General features: G+C 71.1%; 13 protein-coding genes and 1 pseudogene. 9 read left to right on the top strand and 5 right to left on the bottom strand.

Translation table 11 applies throughout. The annotated features are described in order from the left end of the window. Nucleotides 1-352 precede the first annotated feature (352 nt). Nucleotides 353-715: a hypothetical protein gene (locus VR45_RS10915; protein ID WP_045939499.1), complete on the bottom strand. Its 363-nt coding sequence runs from the start codon at nucleotides 713-715 to the stop codon at nucleotides 353-355. Nucleotides 716-1,297: 582 nt separating this feature from the next. Between VR45_RS10915 and VR45_RS10910 the strand changes: the two genes are divergently transcribed. Beyond that, nucleotides 1,298-3,568 carry an FG-GAP-like repeat-containing protein gene (locus tag VR45_RS10910; RefSeq protein ID WP_052709002.1) on the top strand — a complete coding sequence of 757 codons (2,271 nt, stop codon included), beginning with the start codon at nucleotides 1,298-1,300 and terminating at the stop codon, nucleotides 3,566-3,568. A gap of 81 nt (nucleotides 3,569-3,649) precedes the next feature. On the opposite strand, the gene VR45_RS10905 is transcribed toward VR45_RS10910, so the two are convergent. Both VR45_RS10905 and VR45_RS10900 read right to left on the bottom strand, forming a co-directional pair. Then, nucleotides 3,650-4,417, bottom strand: a complete 768-nt coding sequence (locus tag VR45_RS10905) for an aquaporin (protein ID WP_234325929.1) — start codon at nucleotides 4,415-4,417, stop codon at nucleotides 3,650-3,652. A gap of 85 nt (nucleotides 4,418-4,502) precedes the next feature. After that, nucleotides 4,503-4,847: a metalloregulator ArsR/SmtB family transcription factor gene (locus VR45_RS10900; RefSeq protein ID WP_045939498.1), complete on the bottom strand. Its 345-nt coding sequence runs from the start codon at nucleotides 4,845-4,847 to the stop codon at nucleotides 4,503-4,505. Nucleotides 4,848-4,972: 125 nt separating this feature from the next. Between VR45_RS10900 and VR45_RS10895 the strand changes: the two genes are divergently transcribed. Beyond that, nucleotides 4,973-5,404, top strand: a complete 432-nt coding sequence (locus VR45_RS10895) for an arsenate reductase ArsC (protein WP_045939497.1) — start codon at nucleotides 4,973-4,975, stop codon at nucleotides 5,402-5,404. A gap of 566 nt (nucleotides 5,405-5,970) precedes the next feature. Here the strand turns inward: VR45_RS10895 and VR45_RS10890 are convergent. Continuing rightward, a complete protein-coding gene (locus VR45_RS10890; RefSeq protein ID WP_078896411.1) occupies nucleotides 5,971-8,481 on the bottom strand; it encodes an FtsX-like permease family protein in 2,511 nt (836 codons plus the stop codon). Between the two features lie 216 nt (nucleotides 8,482-8,697). Between VR45_RS10890 and VR45_RS43930 the strand changes: the two are divergent. The 4 genes and pseudogenes from VR45_RS43930 to VR45_RS10875 all read left to right on the top strand — a co-directional run. Then, nucleotides 8,698-9,235, top strand: a pseudogene (locus VR45_RS43930) (helix-turn-helix domain-containing protein); the annotation flags it as partial. A 99-nt stretch (nucleotides 9,236-9,334) separates the two neighbouring features. Continuing rightward, entirely contained in the window at nucleotides 9,335-10,039 is a 705-nt protein-coding gene (locus VR45_RS42220; protein ID WP_052709001.1) for an NUDIX domain-containing protein, read from the top strand. A gap of 587 nt (nucleotides 10,040-10,626) precedes the next feature. Continuing rightward, a complete protein-coding gene (locus tag VR45_RS10880; protein ID WP_045939495.1) occupies nucleotides 10,627-11,037 on the top strand; it encodes a hypothetical protein in 411 nt (136 codons plus the stop codon). Nucleotides 11,038-11,194: 157 nt separating this feature from the next. Beyond that, nucleotides 11,195-11,641 carry a hypothetical protein gene (locus VR45_RS10875; protein ID WP_045939494.1) on the top strand — a complete coding sequence of 149 codons (447 nt, stop codon included), beginning with the start codon at nucleotides 11,195-11,197 and terminating at the stop codon, nucleotides 11,639-11,641. A gap of 120 nt (nucleotides 11,642-11,761) precedes the next feature. On the opposite strand, the gene VR45_RS10870 is transcribed toward VR45_RS10875, so the two are convergent. Continuing rightward, nucleotides 11,762-12,175 (bottom strand): hypothetical protein, encoded by a 414-nt coding sequence (locus tag VR45_RS10870; RefSeq protein ID WP_045939493.1) that lies wholly within the window; start codon nucleotides 12,173-12,175, stop codon nucleotides 11,762-11,764. Between the two features lie 275 nt (nucleotides 12,176-12,450). Here VR45_RS10870 and VR45_RS10865 point away from each other — a divergent pair, with 275 nt between their 5' ends. From VR45_RS10865 to VR45_RS50025, 3 genes are all read left to right on the top strand, one after another. After that, nucleotides 12,451-12,933: a hypothetical protein gene (locus VR45_RS10865; protein ID WP_045939492.1), complete on the top strand. Its 483-nt coding sequence runs from the start codon at nucleotides 12,451-12,453 to the stop codon at nucleotides 12,931-12,933. Next, nucleotides 12,930-14,963 carry an alkaline phosphatase family protein gene (locus VR45_RS10860; RefSeq protein ID WP_052709000.1) on the top strand — a complete coding sequence of 678 codons (2,034 nt, stop codon included), beginning with the start codon at nucleotides 12,930-12,932 and terminating at the stop codon, nucleotides 14,961-14,963. Before VR45_RS10865 ends, VR45_RS10860 begins: the two co-directional genes overlap by 4 nt. A gap of 113 nt (nucleotides 14,964-15,076) precedes the next feature. After that, nucleotides 15,077-20,056: an HYD1 signature containing ADP-ribosyltransferase family protein gene (locus VR45_RS50025; RefSeq protein WP_045939491.1), complete on the top strand. Its 4,980-nt coding sequence runs from the start codon at nucleotides 15,077-15,079 to the stop codon at nucleotides 20,054-20,056. Nucleotides 20,057-20,409 lie beyond the last annotated feature (353 nt).

Here is a 20,409-nt window from a genome sequence, read left to right as displayed (position 1 = left end):
GGGGTCCTGGCCGCCGGTTCCTGCGTGGCCCCCACCAAGGCGGCCGCCTTGGTGGGGACCATCACCTCCGCTGCGCTGAGCAACGAGGCGCCCAGTACGACAGCCGTGAGAACGGCTGCGATCCGGGCCGGTACTGCCTTCCTGGGTGTCCATATCACTTGATCAACAGAGCCAAGGGAAGTGAACACCGCAAGATCGAGAACTTCCGGACTTCAATGCGTTGTCTACGGAATCCTTTCGGAATCCCTTGGCCGGGTCAGGACGGACAGCGAGCGGGGGCTTGGTGCTCCTTGATCGACTCGGCCTGTTCGACGCCCGGATCCGCCAAGATCGGTAGGACCTCGGTCGACTGTCAGCTGTCGGAGTAGCTGAGGTCGCCGATGGTCCAGCTGCTGATGTCTTCGATAGCGATGCGGTACATGCCTCCGGTGTGAGGGAGTCCGAAGTCGCCCTGGAGGATCTTTGCCCGGTGGAGGTGGAGGTGGGTGGGCCGCTCGGGCGGGGCGTCGGAGGGAGGGGCGAAGAGGACGGCGAACGGCTTCAGATGTTCCGAGGCGTGGAGGACCTCTGCCACCCGCTCCAGCCACAGGGCCACCGGCGCGAGCCTGCCGGTGATCACCGCTCCGGGGACCACCACGGTCAGGGACATCTGGTTGCTGTGCTCGGACTCGACCATCGCGGCGATGTCGACGAGCAGCCTGTCAGTGTTCGACATGACCCCCAGAATAGGACACGGCCGCCGCGGCGCCCACGCGCCCGGGGACATTGGCCATGGCGGACCGGGGCCTGCCGCCCGCTTCACGGCCGGGACCTCGGGACCCGGCTGTGGTGAGGACACCGGAGAACGACGGCTTGCAGGTGGGCCGGGCGACTCCCGGGCGCGGGTCGGCCGGGTCGTCGTACGGACGGTGAACAGTGGCTGATGATGTGGCGCCCCGCGCCTGGGGCGGGGCGGGATGCGCCACGATGCGGTCGCGGACGCACCCCGCGTCCCAGGACGACCGCCCCGCTCCGAGCGACGATCGCCCGCTCCGAGCGGCCGGGCCACGGAAGTGAGTTCACATGAGAAGCCACCGCGCGGGACCCCGCGCACGCGGGCGGGTGCCGCGTCCGTCGTTCTCCCTGCTCGCGCTGGGGCTGGCCGTGGTCCTGGCGTTGGGTCTGGCCAAGGGGATCACACCGGCCCCGTCCGCGCGGGACGTCCACTCCGCCTGCGGGCTGCCGGTGGCCGCCGGCGTCACTGCGGGCGGGCGGGTCGCGCGTCACCTGCGGCGACGAGGCACGGGCCGCGCACCCGATGTTGAACGTCGCCGCCGATGACGTAGTGATCGACTACGTCTTCGACGGCGTGAACCAGGCGATGATGCAGGACGCGATCGACCGGGTGCACCGCCCGGGGGTGCGGCTGAGCAACCAGGCGCTGGACCTGATGAGAAGTCAGCGGCAGTACTTCCAGGGCGCGCCGCTCGACCTGGTCGACATCGACTCGGTCGACGACTTCTCCTTCGACGGCACGCTCCGGGCGACGGACCACGGCATCGCGGTGGTCGTCCCGCGTTCGGAGGTCGGCCAGGCGTCCTGGGGGACATGGCTCAGGGCGGTCGCCGTCCTCGTGACGGCGACCGCGGTCCGCGCGGCCGTCTTCGGGCTCTGCATCTCCTTCGCCCCTCCGCCCGCCGAAGCCCTGTTCGTCGACTTCTGCTCGGCCGCCTCCCAGGGCTTCGGGACCTTCACCGGCTACATGATGACCGCCTACTTCCAGGGCCGCGCTGCCACCGACCCCCAGCTGTGGGCTGAGGCGCTCGCGTTCGGGCTGGTCGGAGCGCTGCTCCCCGGTGCCGGATGGGACGTGGGCAAGCCCTGGATGGTCAAGAACCTGGCCGGGGCGGCGGCGACCGTCGGCCGCGGGCTGCAGAGCCTGGCCACGTCCATCCGCTCGTGGGCAGGCGAGACCATCAGCGACCTCGTCGCCGCCGGCGGCGCCATGTTCACGACCCTGTCGGCGCGGATCTGGGCGGCGGTCGTCGCCGAGGCGAACCGCCGGGGCGTCCCGCTGTCCCTCGCCCAGGTGCGGGTGATGCCGCTCGGCGACTCGATCACGCTGGGCACCGGCAGCAGGACGACGTCCAGCTACCGGGCCGAGTTGTGGGACGCGCTGAAGTCGCAGAACGACGAGGTGGACTTCGTCGGCTCGCAGTCCGCCGGCCTCCTGCCCGACGACGACCACGAAGGCCACTCCGGCTGGCGCATCGACCAGATCGCGGACCTCGCCGAGTGCTCGCTGCCGTACTACCGGCCGAACATCGTCACTCTGCACGCCGGCACGAACGACATGAACCAGAACTACCTCGTCGACTCGGCGCCGGTGCGCCTGGACGCCCTGGTGGACCGGACGCTCCACCTGTTGCCCGGCGTGACCGTGCTGGTCGCGACGCTGGTGCCCTCCACCAAGCCGGACGTGGGCGCGCGCATCCAGGAGTACAACCGGAGCATCGTCCCGCTCGTCCAGCGGATGGCCGCACAGGGCAAGCGGGTGCGGCTGGTCGACATGAGCGCCGTGACCACCGCCGACCTGTACGACCAGCTGCACCCCAACGACACCGGCTACCGCAAGATGGGCCGGGCGTTCACCGAGGCCATCGCGCACGCGGCGGCCGAGGGCCTGCTCGCGCCGGTGGCCGGCGGACAGGAGGGAGGGAACCCGTGCGCCCCGCCGGTGGTGCCCGTGGTGTGGAAGAACTGGGGCCGGATCGCCACCGGCGCCGGATCGAACGTACCCGGCGCCGACGGGGCCGGCACGGCCGTGTCCGGTGCCCAGGTCCGGTTCGCGGAGATCAACGGCGACAACCGCGCGGACTACCTGGTCGTGCAGGACAACGGTGCCGTCCGCGCCTGGCTGAACACCCCCGGGGACGGCGGCAGGCCCTCCTGGACCAGCCTCGGGGTCATCGCGCCCGGGACGGGTGCACCCGGGGACCATGTGCAGTTCGCCGACGTCAACGGCGACGGCCGCGACGACTACCTCGTGGTGCAGGACAACGCGGCGGTGTTCGCCTGGCTGAACACCCCGGGCACCGGCGGTGTCCCGTCCTGGCGCAGCCTGGGCCTGGTCGCACCGGGAGTACCGGGCGTCACCGGGGACCTGGTCAGGTTCGCCGACTACGACGGCGACGGCCGCGACGACTACCTTGTGGTCGACTCCACCGGGCGAGTGCACGCCTGGCGCAACACCCCCGGCGACAACGGCGTCCCGTCCTGGCAGCCGCGCGGCCTGTTCGCGGAGGGCGTGGACGGCGCCACCCGGGACAAGCTCCGCTTCGCCGACATCAACGGGGACGGCCGGGTCGACTACCTCGTGGTCCAGGACAACGGAGCCGTTCTGGCCTGGGCCAACGCCGGTGGCACCGGGTTCGGCGGCTGGATCAATCAGGGGGTGTTCGCCTCCGGAGTCGGCGGCGCCACCCGGGACAAGCTCCGCTTCGCCGACGTCAACGGCGACCGCCGGGCCGACTACCTGATGGTCGCGCCGGATACGGCGGTGGACGCCTGGCTGAACCAGGTCGGGTAGGCGGCTCCCCGTCGGGGCGGAACGCGGCGGGTGTCGCGCTCTGCCTCGACGGGGCGGAAGGTCGAGCGGGCCGGGCCCCGCTCACGTCGTACCGGCCGTGCGGTGGCGTTGGCGGCGGCGGTGGTGGTCGAAGACGAGTGCGACCAGCGCCGGCCCGAGGACGGCGCCGACGAGTTGGGCGCCGACGAAGCCGGGCACCGAGGCGGGGGCGATGCCGGCGAAGGTGTCGGTGAAGGCCCGGCCGACGGTGACCGCCGGGTTCGCGAAGGAGGTGGAGGAGGTGAACCAGTACGCGGCGCCGATGTAGGAGGCGACCGCGACGGGGGCGAAGCGGAGCCGGTCGCTCCTGGCGAGGCCGAGGATCAGGAAGAGCAGTCCGGCGGTGGCGACGACCTCGCCGAGCAGCAGGTGTCCGGCGGAGCGGTCGTGGGTGGACCCCACGGTCTGCGCGGCCACGTACGCGGCGACCTCGCGCGGGCGCAGGCCCAGGGGGTCGTGGCGGCCGGTCCACCACTCGGCGACGGTGACGACGGGGTTGAAGTGCGCGCCGGAGACGGGGCCGAGCAGCAGGATCAGCACGCCGAGGCCGAGGACGGTGGCCAGCGAGTTGGCCAGCAGTTGCAGCCCGACGTCCTCCGTGAGCCCGGCGGCCTGGATGCCGGAGCCGACCACGACGGCCACCAGGGCGGCGGTGCCGATCAGCTCGGCCGCCGCGCGGTTCAGCAAGGGCGCGGCCGCGGGCTCGGCGGCAAGGGGGTCCCCCTGGTCGAGGACTGGGCCCTGGTCGAGGACTGGGGGAGGGGTTGCGTCGACGGCGGCGGCGGGTCTGGCCCCGCCCATGGTGTTCAACGGATCGTGCTCCTCGTGCGGGGCCGGGCGGGCCGGAACGGCGATGCTGCGGGTGGTGCCGGGGGCGGGTCAGTAGGACCGCGGGTCAGCAGGACCGCTTGAAGCCGGCCTCGGCGGTCAGGCGGGCGGCGGAGGCGAGCGTGGCGAACTCCGCCGCCAGGCCGGTCAGGGCGTCGGGGCGGAGCGCGTAGTAGGTGAAGCGTCCGCAGGGCTCGGTGTCCACCAGTCCGGCTTCGCGCAGGATCCTCAGGTGGTTCGAGAGGTTGGTCTGCTTGGCGCCGGTCTCCTCGACCAGGTGCGTGGTGCACAGGGCCTCCCGGGAGAGCAGGGAGACGATGCGCATCCGCAGTGGGTCGGCCAGGGCCTTGAGGACCAGGGTCGGGTCGGCGGCCGGAGCCCTCTTCGTATCACCATCGACTGACGTCACCATGGGCTGATACGTTACCGGTGCCGGGCCCGCGAAGCGAGCCCCGGTTCCCCCCCGGCCCCTCGCCGCCTCCCAGTGCCCGCCCGCACCGGGCACGGCCTGCCCCGCGCACCGAAGGAACTCACACGTTGACCACCGCACCCGCCGCGTCCGTGCTGTTCGTCTGCGTCCACAACGCCGGCCGCTCCCAGATGGCCGCCGGGTTCCTGCGCCACCTCGCCGGCGACCGGATCGAGGTCCGCTCCGCCGGCTCCCTCCCCGGCGACCGGATCAACCCCGCCGCGGTCGCGGCGATGGCCGAGCTCGGCATCGACATCTCCGACCAGAAGCCGAAGGTGCTCACCACCGGGGCCGTCCGGGCCTCCGACTACGTCATCACCATGGGATGCGGCGACGCCTGCCCGTACTTCCCCGGCAAGAAGTACCTCGACTGGAGGCTGGAGGACCCGGCCGGCCAGGGCGTCGAGGCCGTCCGCCCGATCCGCGACGGGATCAAGACCCTCGTCGAGGGCCTGATCGCCGAGATCGACGCCAGGCCCGCCACCGGCCAGGAACGCTGACCACCACGACCCGCGGACAGGGGCGTGCGCGAGGTCCTCGACGGTGGCCCGCCGGGGCTGGGGCCACGCCACCGGGCGGGCCGAACCCGGGCGCGCGGGTCCGCCGTAGTCCGCGGTAACGGTGGCGACCGCTTCGCGGAACAGCCGCACCTGGATGGCCGCACTGCCCAACGGACTCGCGTTGACCCAGCTGACCGTCCCCGGCACGCACGACAGCTGCTGCACCGACCCGATGAACGGCACCGAGTGGGCCCACACCCAGAACTTCACGAGCTGCGCCGACGGCAAGTGGCCCAAGCTCGACGCCGACGCCGTCATGCCGCGGGTCTACGACTGCCTGACTGACCCGCCCCCACGACCGGGCCCCTTGGGCTGCTGGGGCGGTGACAGTACGTCACCGCCCCGGCAGCCGGGGCCGTGCCGCCCTTCCGACCGACACAACGAGCAACCCGGCAAAGGTTCGCGGTCCCAGCACTGGGGAGGCCGGGGCGCCCGGCCGCGGCGGTTCGCCGCCACTGTGCGCCACCGCCACCGTCGGGGCCCGTGGAACCCCGGAGCCCGCGAAGTCACGCCGTGTGCAACGCGTCCACCACCGTCATCCGCCCCACCCGGCGGGCCGGGAGGACGGCCGCGGCGAGGCCGGTCAGCACGGTGAGCACCAGGGCCGCGAGCACCAGGAGGACGGGCGGCCCGCCGACCGTGCCCACGGTCGAGGTGACGGACCGGGCGGCCGCCCAGCCGTACGCCAGGCCCAGGCCGGTGCCGACCAGGGCGCCGGCCAGCGCCAGCAGGACCGCCTCCAGGGTGAGCATCCGGCGCAGCTGCTGCCGGGACATCCCGATCGCCCGCAGCATGCCGATCTCCCGGGAGCGCTCGCTGACGCTGAGCATCAGGGTGGCGGCGACGCCGAGGCCGGCGATCACCACGGAGAAGCCGAGCAGGGCCATGCTGATCAGCATCATCCGGCCCAGCAGCGACCGCAGGCCCTCGGCCTGCGCGGCCGTGTCGGTGACGGTGAGCCGGGGCTGCCCGTCCAGGGCCCTGTCCATCGCCTGGCGGGCGGCGAGCCGGTCGGCCCCGGCGGCGGGGCTTATCCAGGCCGTGGTGACGGCCGCCCCCGGGGCGAGCCGCTCCAGGGTGGCCGGGGTGACGAAGAGGACGGCCCCGCTCTGGAGCACGAACGGCAGCGCGCTGCGGCCGGGCTCGATCCGCAGGGTGGCGGCGGGCGCTCCCGCCCGGCCGGCGACCACGTGCTCACCGTTCCCGCCGGGGCCGGCCGGTCCGTCGTCGCCGAAGCCGCTGAGGGCCGTGCCGTCGGCCAGCGCCCGGGCCCGGTCGGCCCCGTCGGTGGCCGGGCCGAGCAGCGCCGGGTCGGCCGCCGCCACCAGCGTGCTGCGGCCGTCGATCTCCAGCGTGGCCGAGCGGACGGGCGTGACGCCGAGCGTCCGCTCCCGTCCGAGCACGGTCAGCGCCCCGGCCGGCAGCGGGGCGCCACCGGGGGCGGTCACCGAGAAGACGCCGGGCTGGCGGGCGGAGACCGCCGGGACGAGGGAGTCGGAGGTGATCTCCAGCGCGGTGACGGCGCTCACCATCACCGTCACGCCGAGCAGCAGGGCCGATCCGGTGGCGCCGGTGCGGGCCGGGTTCAGCCGCAGCTGCTGGGTGGCGAGCCTGCCCGCCGTGCCGCAGAGCCGCCGCACCGGTACGCCCAGCCCCGCGACGACCGCCGGCAGCAGACGGTGGCAGAGCCGCAGGACCCCGAAGAAGCTGCTGATCGCGCCCAGCGTGACGGCCAGCAGCGACAGCGGCGGCCCTGCCACCACCCCGGCCACCAGCAGCGCGGTGCCCGCCACCAGGAGCAGCACGGACAGCGCCGCCGCGCGCAGCCCAGCGCCGCCGGTGGTGCCGCCGGCGGCACCACCGAGCGCCGCGACGGGCGGCACCGCCGAGGCGGCCTTCGCCGGTCCGCGCACGGCGAGCACCGTGAGCAGGACGCCGAACATCCCGGCCGCCACGCAGGTGAGCGGGGACGGCGTGAGGGAGAGGCGGACCGGTCCGAGGTCGGCGGTGCCGGCCAGCACGGTGCCGACGGCGCAGAGCCCCGTCCCGAGCAGCACCCCGGCGACCGACGCGCCCGTGCCGAGCAGCAGCCCCTGGCGGCGGATCAGCCGCCGGACCTGCGCCCGGTCGGCGCCCACACACCGCAGCAGGGCCAGCTGGCGGGCCCGCTGGGCGAGGACGACGGAGAAGGTGTTGCCGACGACCATGCGGGCCACGGCGAGGGCGATCAGCACGAACGACAGCGCCGCGATCAGCACCACCCCGTAGAGCGTCCTGCTCTGCCGGGTCGCCTCGGCGACGGAGGCGTCGTGGGTGCGGACCTCGGCCCCGCCGCCGAGGGCCTGCCGCAGCGCCTCGGCGGTCTGCGAGCGCGAGGCGCCGGGGGCGAGGCGCAGGTCGAGCCGGGCGGTGCCGACGCCGGTCGCGTACTGCGCCACGGCGTCGTCCGGCACCGCGACGACCGGGCTCCCGGCGAGGCTGGGCGCGCCGCGGCCGTCCAGGGTGCCGGCCAGGCGGACGGTGCCGGTGGTGCCGTCGGCACGGGTCAGCCGGACGTCGGAGCCGGGCCGGGCGTCGACCCGCCGGGCGGTGTCGGCGTCGAGCAGGACCTCGCCGGGGCCAGCCGGCCACCGGCCGTCCTTGAGCAGCTGCCAGCGCAGCGCCGGGTCGGCCGCGATCGAGCTGACCACGGCCGGCTCGTCCAGCGGCCGCCCGGCGGAGGCCAGCACCCCGCCACGGCCGACCAGCCGCGCCGACACCGCGGCCACGCCGGGCACCTGCCGCGCCCGGTCGGCCGTCCCGGGCTCCAGCGGGCCCTGTGCCTGCGCCCCGGTCACCTGGATGTCGGCCGGCCCGACCTCGGCGGCGGCGGTCTGGCTGAACGAGTCGACCAGCGCCCCGCTGCCGCTGACCGAGGTGATCAGGAAGGCCACCCCCAGTGCGATCGCCGCCCCGGTGAGGACCAACTGCCGGAGCTGCCCTCGCAGCTCGGCCAGGGTGTATCGGTATGTCGTCATCGTCCCTCGGCTCAACCGCCTGACCAGCCGTGATGCGCTGTCAGGATCATGGTAGAGCCTAGGTCGGCCGGCCCCCGCCCCCGTCAGCACGACGTCGCATCCTTGATCACTCCGAGGTCTGAGCCCCTCCGCCCGCCCGTCCTCCTCGGGAGGTACGCCGCCTAGTGCTCTGACCGTATTCGTTGGCCGGGTCGGCGGTGACGGAGTCCGAGCCGGTTGGATGTGATCCACCGGTTCAACGAGGTCGGTCTGGCCCGCCTGGACCCTCGGTGGGCGGGGGGCCGTCCCCGCCTGCTCGGTCCTGACGACGAGGACTTCGTCGTCCGGACGGCCACCATCCGACCCGCCGAGCTCGGGCAGCCCTTCACCCGCTGGTCGATCCGCAAGCTCACCGCCCACCTGCGCAAGGTTCACGGCCGGGTGATCCGGATCGGCCGGGAGGCCCTGCGCTGCCTGCTCGCCGGACGAGGCGTCACCTTTCAGCGGACGAAGAAGTGGAAGGAGTCCACCGATCCGGAACGGGACGCCGAACTCGACCGGATCGAGCACGTCCTGGAGCGCTTCCCCGACCCTGGACAACCTGTCCGCCCACAACGGCAAGAAGATCCGCCGCTGGGCGGAGCACAACAACGTCCACCTGTGCTTCACTCCGACCAACGCCTCCTGGGCCAACCCGATCGAGGCCCACTTCGGACCACTGCGGCAGTTCACCCTCGCCAACTCCAACCACCCCAACCACACCGTCCAGACCCGGGCACGTGGTCCTTCGTGGGGATCGACGGGGTAGGCCGGACCGTGTGCGGTTGATCCAGGCGGGCCGAAGAGCCCCGTGACCGAGAGGACGCCCCGACCGATGAGTGCCGAATTCACCAGTGCGGACGCGATGATCACCACCCCCGGGGGCGAGATCCTGCTCCAGCTGAGGGACGACCTTCCGGACATCCGCTGGCCGGCCCACTGGGTCGTGCCCGGAGGCCGTGCGGAGACCGGGGAAACACCGTACGAGACCGCCCGTAGGGAACTTCGCGAGGAGACCGGGCTGGACATCGAAGCCCTCCTGCCCTTCGACCCCGTCCGTGCGGAGGGGGACAGTGGCACCATCCGCTACTTCCACGCGATCGTCGACGTAGACCCCACCCGGCTCGTGCTCGGCGAGGGCCAGGAGCTGCGCCTGGTGCCGATCCCCGATGTGCAGGGTATGAAGGTCCCGCCTCGTCTCAAGGACTACGTCCGGCAGTTGGAGGGCCACCTCCGGGTCGGGAAGCCCCGCGTGTGGGCGCAGATCGACCGCATCCACGCGCGGCTGGCCGACCGCTGCGCGATCTCCGGCGAGTCCGCCGTCGAGAGCGGGCTCCGCCTGCTGGCGGAAGCCGGTGCGCAGGCAAGTGCGCTGGTGGCCGCCGAGCCGGACGCCGGGCGCACGGGGGAACTTCGGGCCAGGCTGTGCGAGGCGATCGTGGCCGGCATGGTCGCGCTGCGCGCGACGACGCCGGACGCGGCCACGCTTCTGTCGGACCACCTTGTCGAGCAGGACTCGTCCGGCGTCGACGGCGAATAGGGGGGAACTCGTCGCGCTGCTCGGCCCGTTCAGCCGGTCACGAGAGAGATCACCCCCACCGGCGTTCCCGGCGGAGCCGTTGCCCGCCGATCCGCCGACATCGACCGTCAGTACCGTCCCACGCGTCACCGCGAACCACGCGTCCCGCGCCGGCCCCCGGACCAACGCAACTGGCCCCGCACCGAAGGATTCTCTGCTCCACGCACAGCACAAGCCCTTTCCCGAACAGGAACGGCCGGGCCCGACAGCCCGGCTTCCCACCCATGCTCACCACCCGCCACCCGCCCTGCCCCCGACACTGCGCCGGACAGCCTCATGCCCCGCCGCCGCCGTCCCTGAGTGGCGGTCCGGCCCGACCCCGCCACCCTCGGCTCCGCGTGGGCCGGCGTGATGGAACGGGCAGGTGCTCACCGGATCGAGTGAACGTCGACGAGAATTGATTTCGTATACAGACTATTCGCATCGGTCATGCATAGGCTCGTCCGCGCTGGCGACCTCCGGGTCGTCGGCGCGTGGTGGTGTCATCTGGCCGCTCTGGTGGCATGCGCCCCGGTTTCTCCGATCGATCGCACTTCGGGAGGTACGGCATGGCTGTGACGGACATCGACATTCTGGTGGGGAGTCAGTCCCCCAAGGAGGGCTGGGAGAAGGACAAGCACGACCTCAACGAGGGGGCCGGCGGTGAATTCCTCTACCTGGCCTGGGAGCTGAACGGTACCAAGAAGCCCGTCACCGACCTCTACATCGTCGAGGGCGAGAGTGAGGAGCCCCCGCGCGGCTACTACAAGATCAGCACGGACCTCAACAAGGGGGCCGGCGGTAAGTACCTCTACCTGTCCTTCTCGAGGGAGGGGACGAAGCCCATCACGGATCTCGCCGTAGTCGCCGGCGACAGCGAAAAGGTGCCCGCTCCGGCGGGCTTCACGCGCTACGACCAGGACCTCAATGCGGGGGCCAAGGGGAAGTTCATCTACATCTGCTACAAGCAGCAGGCGTGACGGCTGTTCCGCACAGTAGACGGGGTGCCCTCTGCTTTCCGAGGGCGCCCCGTTCCCTGTTGTCGTCGGAGAAATGGCGTAGTCGGGAGTCGAACTGCGCCGGAAATATTCTGGGCCGACTCGGCAGTCCATTCGGCGCAAGGTGAGGAGATGGCGGATGGCGAACAAGTGGACCTCTGTGTCGAAGCTCTCGGTGGTGCTCGAGACCGGGGAGCAGCGGCGTGAGACCGGCCACGTCTATCCGGACGACAGAATCGGCGTGGTGATCACCGTCCAGCCGACCGATGACGATGGGAATCCCGTCGAGGTATCGGTCGACAGGTTGTGCGAAAGCATTTCGCTGATCGACTACATCGACGAGTCGGACATCCCCGTGAAGGATCCCAGTGGCACGGTGGTGAATTGGTGCTACGAGAAGACGAAAGGGATCACATGGCGGAAAGGCCGGACTCCGCAGATCAAGTACTACGTCGCCCACAGCGGTGCGCCGAAACCACGCTCCAAGTCGATCGGAGTTCTGGTGGGGACCGAGTCCGGCACTCTCGTCTTCAGCTCGTTGAACGGGACGTACCACAGCTCGGTGCAGATCACCGATAAGACCTGAGGCGACGACCGTTGGACCGGCGGCGAGGTGCCGCCGGCCCAACACCGGTCCAATGCCGCCCCGGTCGGCCGGGCCGGTGAACCGGGTCGCGTGGTGGGCCGGAACGCCGCGGAGGCTCCGTCACTCCTGCCGTCGGTAACAGAGGTAGACGTACTCCCCGTCGGCCCCCTTGTTGAGGTCCTTCTCGTAGCGCGTGAAGCCCTCCGGGGCGGGCGCGTACTGGTCGCCGGAGAGCACCACGGCGAGTTCCAGGATGGGCTTCGTTCCCTCCCTCGAGAAGCACAGGTAGAGGTGTTCGCCGTGCGGGGTCCCCTGGTTGAGGTCCGTGCCGATCCGGTAGTAGCCGGGCGGGGGTTGCTTGTCCTTGCCCGCGACGACACAGAGGTCGGTGACGGGCTTCTTGGTGCCGTCCCTCTCCCAGGTCAGGTAGAGGTAGTCGCCCTTCGCCTCCTTGTTGAGGTCGTGCTTGTCCTTCTCCCAGCCCTCCTTGGCGGACTGGCTCCCGTCCAGGATGTCGATGTCCGTCACGGCCATGGGTACCTCCAGGGTCTGCGGTTGATCGGGATCGGTGGCTCGGTGCGCCGTGTCCGCCCGGTCGGCACGACCGGCGCGGCTGCCGCCGCGACAGCCCTCCGGCCCGGAAGGGCCATGAGCCAGCTTGTTTCATTGCCTACGAACTAAATGGATCGTAGGCAGAGTGTCGCACTCGTCGACCGCTGATGACGGCGCGACACTGGGCCGTGGCGCCACAGGTGAGGCGACTCTCCCTGCTGTCCCGCGTCCACCGTCCCGCGAGGGGAGACATGCCCATGGACCGATTCATCACCGATATCGACGTTCTGGTTCCCTATGACAAGCCGTCACCGCAGACCCCGCTCCGTGTGCCCACCGGGTGGGAGGGGATCGACGTCGATCTGAACCGGGGCGCGGGTGGCGCGTTCCTGTACCTCGTCCTCGAGAAGCAGCCCCAGGACCGACCCGTCACCGGCCTCCGCGTCCTGGTGAACGACGAGAAGCCGCCCGCGGGCTACCAGAAGCTGCCGGTCGACCTCAACAAGGGCGTCAGGAACGAGAAGACCGCCCTGTTCCTGGCGGTGAGCCGCGAGGCGGGGACGCCGATCACCGACCTCGCCGTCACCCACTGGGCGGACCCCGACGTCCGCATTCCTCCGAAGGAGGGCTACCGCCGCGTTCAGGCGGGCGGCACCGACATCGACCTGAACCGCGACGCGGGCGGCGACTACATCTTCCTCGACTACCGGCCGGCCACGAAGTCCCAGGAGCACGCGTGAACGACTTTCTGCCCCCCTCGCTGCTGAAGGCCATGCAGCGCAAGCCCCGTCCCGGCGGGCTGAAGGCCATCCGGCACGTGGTCTTCCTCATGCAGGAGAACCGCTCCTTCGACCACTACTTCGGCAGCGGCTTCGGTGGGGTCCGCGGGTTCCAGGACCGCAACCTCGTCACGCTGCCCGAGACGGACCGACCGCGTACCGTCCTCGACCAACCCGACCAGGACAGCGCGGTCCCCGTCGTCTACCGCCCGTACCGGCTCGACAAGGGGAGCGGGAGGACCGCGCCGGCCGACCACGGCTGGGACACCGGCCATGCGGCGTGGAACAACGGCTTCCACGACCAGTGGGTCAAGTACAAGAGCGGCGTCACCATGGGCTACTTCGACCAGCCGGAGGTCGTCGGAACCTACCGGGCGCTGGCCGATCGTTTCACCGTGTGCGACTCCTACCACTGCTCGGTCCTGGCCGAGACCACCAGCAACCGCAACTATCTCTTCAGTGGCTTCGGCGGCTGGGAGCCCACCGGCGAGCGCGTCACCGGAGCTACGGCGCACGACCGTGAGGATCCCAAGGCGCACTACCAGGGCGACCGGTCGGCCGGCTACAACTGGCCCAGCTATCCCGAGATCCTGGAAGTCAACAACGATCCCTTCGGTGCCGACGGGATCAGCTGGCGGGTCTACCAGGGCTGGGACAACTTCTACGACAACAACCTGGAATTTCATGCCGAGTTCAAGCGGATCTTCCAATTGGTGCTGAAGAAGGCCGGTCTCACGGCCGTGAGTCTGTACGACCTCTACGGGCAGGAGCTGCAGCCGAAGGACGTGGAGGCGCTCGCCAAGGCGGTCGCCGAACTGCCGCCCGCCGACCGGAGCCTCTACGACCGCGGACTCTTCCGCTGTCCACCCGCACCGGACGCGGCGGCAAACCCGAAGAACTACAAGGACTTCGTGTACGCGTTCGCCCAGGACATCTCCACCGGGCGCGCACCGCGGGTGTCCTACCTGGTGCCCGCGCAGGCGGACTCGGAGCACCCGGGAAGCTCGACCCCTGCGGACGGCCAGAAGATCGTCTACCAGGTCCTGGACGCCATCGCGTCCAACGGCGACATGTGGGACTCCACCGTGCTGTTCATCAGCTACGACGAGAACGACGGGTTCTTCGACCACGTGCCGCCGCCGGTCCCACCGGCAGCCGCCACGGACGAGCACGTCGGCGACCAGCCCATCGGCCTGGGCATCCGCGTCCCGATGATCGCGGTCTCCCCGTGGACCGTCGGTGGCTACGTCAACTCGCAGATGTTCGACCACACTTCGCAGGTCCGGTTCCTGGAGGAGTGGCTGGGCGTCCGGCAGCCCGCGATCAGCCGCTGGCGGCGCACCGTCGCCGGTGACCTCACCTCGCTCTTCGACTTCGACCGCACCGACGAGCCGCCGAAGCAGCCCACCGACCCGACCCGGCGCCTGGCCCGACCCCTGCCGTACCAGCCGGACGCCCACGGTGCCCTGAACGGTCCGACGGCGTTCCTGCTGCGGATGTCCAACACCGGTGCCGTGTCCTCGCACCTGACCCTGTACGCGTACGGCGCCGCCGAGCCCGAGGTCCCGCGCCACTTCGACGTGCTCGGCGCCGGGGCGGCCTCCGCCGAGGTGCAACTGAAGGACGGGGCCTACGACTTCTACGTCACCGGCCCCAACGGCTTCCGGCGCGAGTTCGCCGGGAAGGCCGCCGGAGCCGCCGCCGGGACCGACGTCGCCACCGCCGTCGCCCCGGGTCCGCAGCGCACTCTCACCTTCACGATCACCGTCACCGGAGCCGGGCCGCAGACCGTCACCGTGAAGCCGCGGTACTACAGCACCGCCGCCCCCCTCCGGGGAACCGCGACCGCGGGCACCCCCCTCGTCCTCACCTGGGTCACCGAGGACGCGCAGGGCTGGTACGACCTGGACCTGTCCGTCGCGGAGGACCAGTCCTTCCGCCGCCGCCTGATGGGCCATGTCGAGAACGGCCTGCCGAGCATCAGCGGCTGACGGGCCGACACGGACGTGGGGTCCTTCCCGTCGCGGGGAGGGCCCTCGACAAGGGGCGGGCGGGCGGCCCGTCCCATCGCCGACGAAGCACTCCCCTGGAGGAGCATCCAGCCATGGCCTCGACCTCCGCGTTGTTCACGCATGCGACCAACTTCTCCAGTGCGGTGTCCGGTGGCGTCGACCCCCGCACGGGGCTGTTCAACGTCCAGATCGCGCTGGGCGGGCTCGTCGGCAATCGTGCCCTCGGCCCGTCGCTGCCGCTCACCCTGTCGTACTCGCCGCTCACCAGTACCGACATCGGCCTGGGGCAGGGCGTGTCGGTGCCGATGACGACGTACGACGTCAACGAGCGGCTACTGGTCCTGTCCAGCGGCGAGCAGTACCGCGTCGAGGAGACCGGCACCAAGGTCGTCCTGCTGCAGCACAAGCTCGACACCGTGCACATCACCCGGGACCAGGAGAAGGACTGCTACCGGATCGTGCACAAGTCCGGGGAGGTGGAGCTCCTGACGGGGCCCCGGAACGCCTTCGATCTCAAGGTGCCGACCTGTTTGCTGACGCCCACCGGTCACCGCCTGGAGCTGCGTTGGGACTTCACCGCCGGTCCGCAGCCGCTTCTGGCCGAGGTCAAGGACGAGCAGGACATCCTCCTGAAGGTGGTCCGCACCGGAGAGTCCAGGACCACTCTGCGCGTCCTGCCCGGGCGGGACGAGGGCTACGACGTCGACCTGCGCCTGCACAACGGCCTCCTCGGGAGCGTGCACCACTTCGGGCTCGGGGCGGACAAGCCACTGGTGTGGGACTTCACCCACACCGCTGTCGGGCAGCAGGGGGAGTGGGGCTCCTGGATCACCGGCGTGACGATGCCGGGCGGGATGGACGAGAGCGCCTGGTACGAGGACGACGGGCACCGGTTCCCCGTCACCGCGGGCCTGCCGGCGCTTCCCCGCGTGTACCGGTTCGTCCGGACGCCGGGCGGCGGACAGCTCCCGATCGAGGCGTCCTACGACTACACGGACACGAACTTCCTCGGCGGCCATTCCGAAGTGGACTGGGACAGCAGTCGGGACTGCCTGTACGACGTCCTGACGGAATACTCCTACGGCTCCACGGAGTCGCGGACCTGCGCGGGCCGGACCGCCAGGGTCACCCGGACGTACAACAGGTTCCACCTGCAGACGACCGAGCGGACGCAGCAGAACCACTGCTCGCGGCTCGTGGAAACCCAGTACTGCGCGGTGACCGGCAAGCCGTTCGAGGACCAGCCGGCGCAGTTCCAGCTCCCGAAGAAGAAAACAGTGACCTGGACAGACTCCGAGTCCTCCGGCCCGGCCAAGACCTACCAGGAGACCACCAGGACGCTCTTCGACGAGTTCGGCAACCCGTCGAGCCAGGACGACCCCGACGGCACGCACACAGTGTGGGAGTACTACCCGGCCGGCGGCAGCGGCGACGACTGCCCGCCCGAGCCCAACGGGTTCACCCGCCTGCTCAAGGGCGTCACCCGCACGCCCCCGGACACCGGCTTCGACGCGCCCGTCCACTCGACGGCCTACCGCTACGGCCTGCCCGACCCGAAGGTGCCCACCGTCGTGCTGAAGTCCGAGGAGAGCCACCGGGTCGGCGACCGGCTCCTGCGGAAGCAGCTCTTCACCTACAACACCTCCGACAGCTCGGAGTTCGGCCGCCCCGTCCGCCTGGCCACCACCGAGTACCCCGAGGGCACCGACTCCTACGAGTCGGTGGACACCAACCACTGCTCGGTGCAGGACGACACCCTGGTCCAGGCCCACACGGTGACGACCCACGGCCCCCTGACCGTGAAGAGCTCGCAGACCCTCTCCCGGTTCACCGGACGCCTGCGGTCCGCCACCGACGGGCAGGGCAACCGCACGACCCTGGAGTACGACCGGCTGGGCCGCCTGCTCACCCGCACCGTGAACCCGGACACCGAGTACAAGGCCGTCGAGACCCGCACCTACGAGACCGGCACCAGCGCGCCGTTCGTCGCGACGGCCACCGACGCGCTGGGCAACCGGGTCCGCGAGAGCTTCGACGGCGCCGGCCGCCCGATCCGCCGCGAACGCCAGGACATCGACGACGCCCACGGCGATTGCGAGGCCCGCGGCAGCGGCGCCTGGTACACCACCTGCACGCAGGGCTACGACGAACAGGGCCGCACGGCCTCCACCACGGCCCACGACCACACCCGCGGCGACGGCGGCACCGAGATCACGCTCACCAGCACCTACGCCTACGACGACTGGGGACAGCACTCGACCACGACCCTCGGCGACGGTTCGGGCACACTCACCCTGCACGACCCGGTCAACCGCACCACCACCCACCAGACCCTCGCCGCCGGCAAGCCACTGCCCGCAAGGACGGTGACCGGTTACGACAAGCGCGGCACGCCGAAGAGCGTCACCCGCCTCGACCGCAACGGCACGCCCTGCGGCAGCCGCGAGTTCCAGTACGACGGCCTGGGACGGCTGCGCACCGAGACCGACGTCCTCGGCGACACCGACGACCTGCGCCACACCACCACCTACGACTACGACGCCCACGACCGGGTGCGGCTCACCACCCTGCCGGACACCACCCGGGTCTCGCGCGCCTACGCCCCGTTCTCGGCCCAGGCGCTGGTCACGGAGCTCAAGGTGGGCGAGGCGTCCTACGGCACGCAGGACTTCGACGGGCTGGGCCGGCTGAAACACAGCACCTCGGGCGGGCGCACGTGGTCCTCCACCTACGCGACGGACGCCGGCCCCCGTCCCGCCACCTCCACGGGGCCGGACGGGAAGAAGCGCGCCTACCAGTACGTCCCGCAGCTCGCCGACGCCCTCTCACAGGTGGACGCGGGCCCGGAAGGCGTGGTCACGATCACCCAGAAGTTCACCCGGGACCCGGTCTCGGCGGCCGTGACCACGGCAGAGGAAGGCGGGGTCACCCTCACCCACGCCTACTACCCCTCGGGCCGACCCTGCACCGACACCACCAACCTCACCGGCCACCCCGAAGCCACCGCCCGCACGACCTACACGGTCAACGGCCTCGAACACCGGTACACCGGCGTCGACGGATCGGTCCGGCGGACCGGCTGGGACGCCTTCGGCCGCCTCCTCTCCGTCGTCGACCCGGCCGCATCGGTGACACTGCGCTACGACACCGCGGGCCGGGTCATCGGCTGGACCACCCAGGACGAGGCCAGGAACACCCTGCGGACGGACCTGGTCCTGGACGAGTTCGGCCGCGAGGTGACCCGCACGCTCACCGACGGCCAGGGAGCCACCTGGGTTCTCACCCAGCAGTGGCAGCCCAACGACCTCCTCGGCCGACGCACCCTGAAGCGCGGCACGACCGTGCTGCGCGAGGAGACCTTCGCCTACAGCGGCCGCAACCAGCTCACCGCGTACACCTGTACCGGGCAGACGCCCCCGCGGGACGAGCAGGGCCGCGCGATCACCGGGCAGACCTTCATCTACGACGCCTACGGCAACGTCAGGACGTGCCGCACCGACTTCACCGGTGGCAGCGACACCGCGACCTACCTCTTCGGCAACGCGGCCGACCCGTGCCAGCTGACCGGCATCGACCACGACAACCCGAAGTCCCACATCGACCTGCACTACGACGCGGCCGGACGCCTCATCGCCGACGAGGCCGGCCGCGTCCTCGCCTACGACGACCTCGGCCGCCTCGTCTCGGCCGGCACGGCCGCCACCTACGGGTACGACCCGGGCAACCGCCTCCTCACCCAGGCGGGCGGCGGCCGCACCAGCGTCCTCTCCTACCACCGGCAGGCCCTCGCCTCGATCACCGAAGGCGACCGGCGCACCCGCCTGATCCGGCTCGCGGACGCCTGTGTGGCCCAGCGCCGCGAGGGCGCCCAGACGTCGACCCGGCTGCTGGGCACCGACGGCAAGCAGACGGTGCTGCTGGCCGCCGAGGGACAGCAGGCCGAGGAGTACTCCTACATGCCCTACGGCGACCGCCGCCCCGCCGAGGCCGTGAGCGTGCTGGGCCACGACGGCGAGCGCACCGACCCCGCGACCGGCTGGTACCACCTCGGCAACGGCTACCGGGCCTACAGCCCCGTCCTGATGCGCTTCACCGCGCCCGACAGCCTCAGCCCCTTCGGTGCGGGCGGCATCAACCCCTACGCCTACTGCCTGGGCGACCCGATCAACCGCACCGACCCCACCGGCCACCTCAGCTGGGGCGCCTGGCTCAATATCGGCTTCGGCATCCTGGCCATCGGCGCAGCCGTGTTCACCGGCGGCGCCTCCATCGCCGCCTACGGCGCGGTGATGGCCGCCACCACCGCCACCGAAGTCGCCTTCGGAGTTGTCTCCGGAGTCACCGCGATCGTCAGCGGCTCCCTCGAAGAGGCCGCCCCCAAGGCCTCCGGCATCCTCGGCTACGTCTCCCTCGGCACCGGCATCGTCAGCGGCGGCGCAAGCCTCGGCGGAAAGATCGGCGCCGCCGCCGCACGCGGCCTGTCCCGACTCGCCGCACGGAGCGGAGAATATGCGATGTCGGCGGAAGAGGCGGCCGCATTCAAACAGGGCGGAGCCGCCTACAGGCGGTACCTCAACTCGCTCCCGGAGAACGAGTTCGGTGGACGGGGTGGACCGCGCGGATCGGGAAGCAGAGCGGCGCGAGGCCGAGGCCGACCGACATTCCAACGGCGACCCAGGGTCGGCCCTGTGAGCCACAAGCCACTGGGCGGCCCAACTCCGGAACATCTTCAGCCGATGTATCACTACACGAACGAGACCGGGTACAACGGAATCATGGAAAGTTCGAGCCTTCGGCCGTCCAGGTGGACAGTCGAAGCAGGCGATGCACGTTACGGCGATGGGCAGTATCTGACAGATCTCGAGCCGGGACCCCGTGCCTTGGAGCAGCTCTCGGACACCTTTGTGAACCACCCTGGCTATGCGGACAAGTTCACCCACTGTGTGAGGATTGACGCGAGAGGGCTGGAGGTCCTGCGCGGGCGGGAGCACGTGTTCGTCATCAGGAACGAGGGTGATCTCGACCTGACTGGCCGCATCCTGAGTGGATGGGAACTGCCGGGACTCGCCTGACGCCTCCGGTGCGGGGTGGACCTCGGACTCCGCCGACGACTGTTACGTGACGCAGGTCACAGTCGAGGTCTTCCTGTTCGCACGGGCTCGGCCCGGCGCTAGGGTGAAAGGGCATGGGGGAATCGTCAGCCGACCGTCGTCGGATCTGTCGTCCGGTCCGCCCCGGAGCCCGATTCCCGTCTTCCCGCCTTGTGAATTCCCTGTCTGCTCAGTCGTGTTCGTCCGACATGGGGGCCTCATGAGCCTGGAGAATGCACGCGCGTTTCCGAACGATTCGAATGCTCCGGCCGATCCGGCCGGAACCACTGGTCCCGACGGCCCGAACGGCGCGGGAGAGTGCTTCTGGGCGGAAC

This window comes from Streptomyces sp. NRRL S-495 (assembly GCF_000966955.1).
GTDB lineage: Bacteria > Actinomycetota > Actinomycetes > Streptomycetales > Streptomycetaceae > Kitasatospora > Kitasatospora purpeofusca.
Note: the sequence above shows the minus strand (reverse complement) of the source record. Positions and strands in the feature narration are given on the sequence as shown.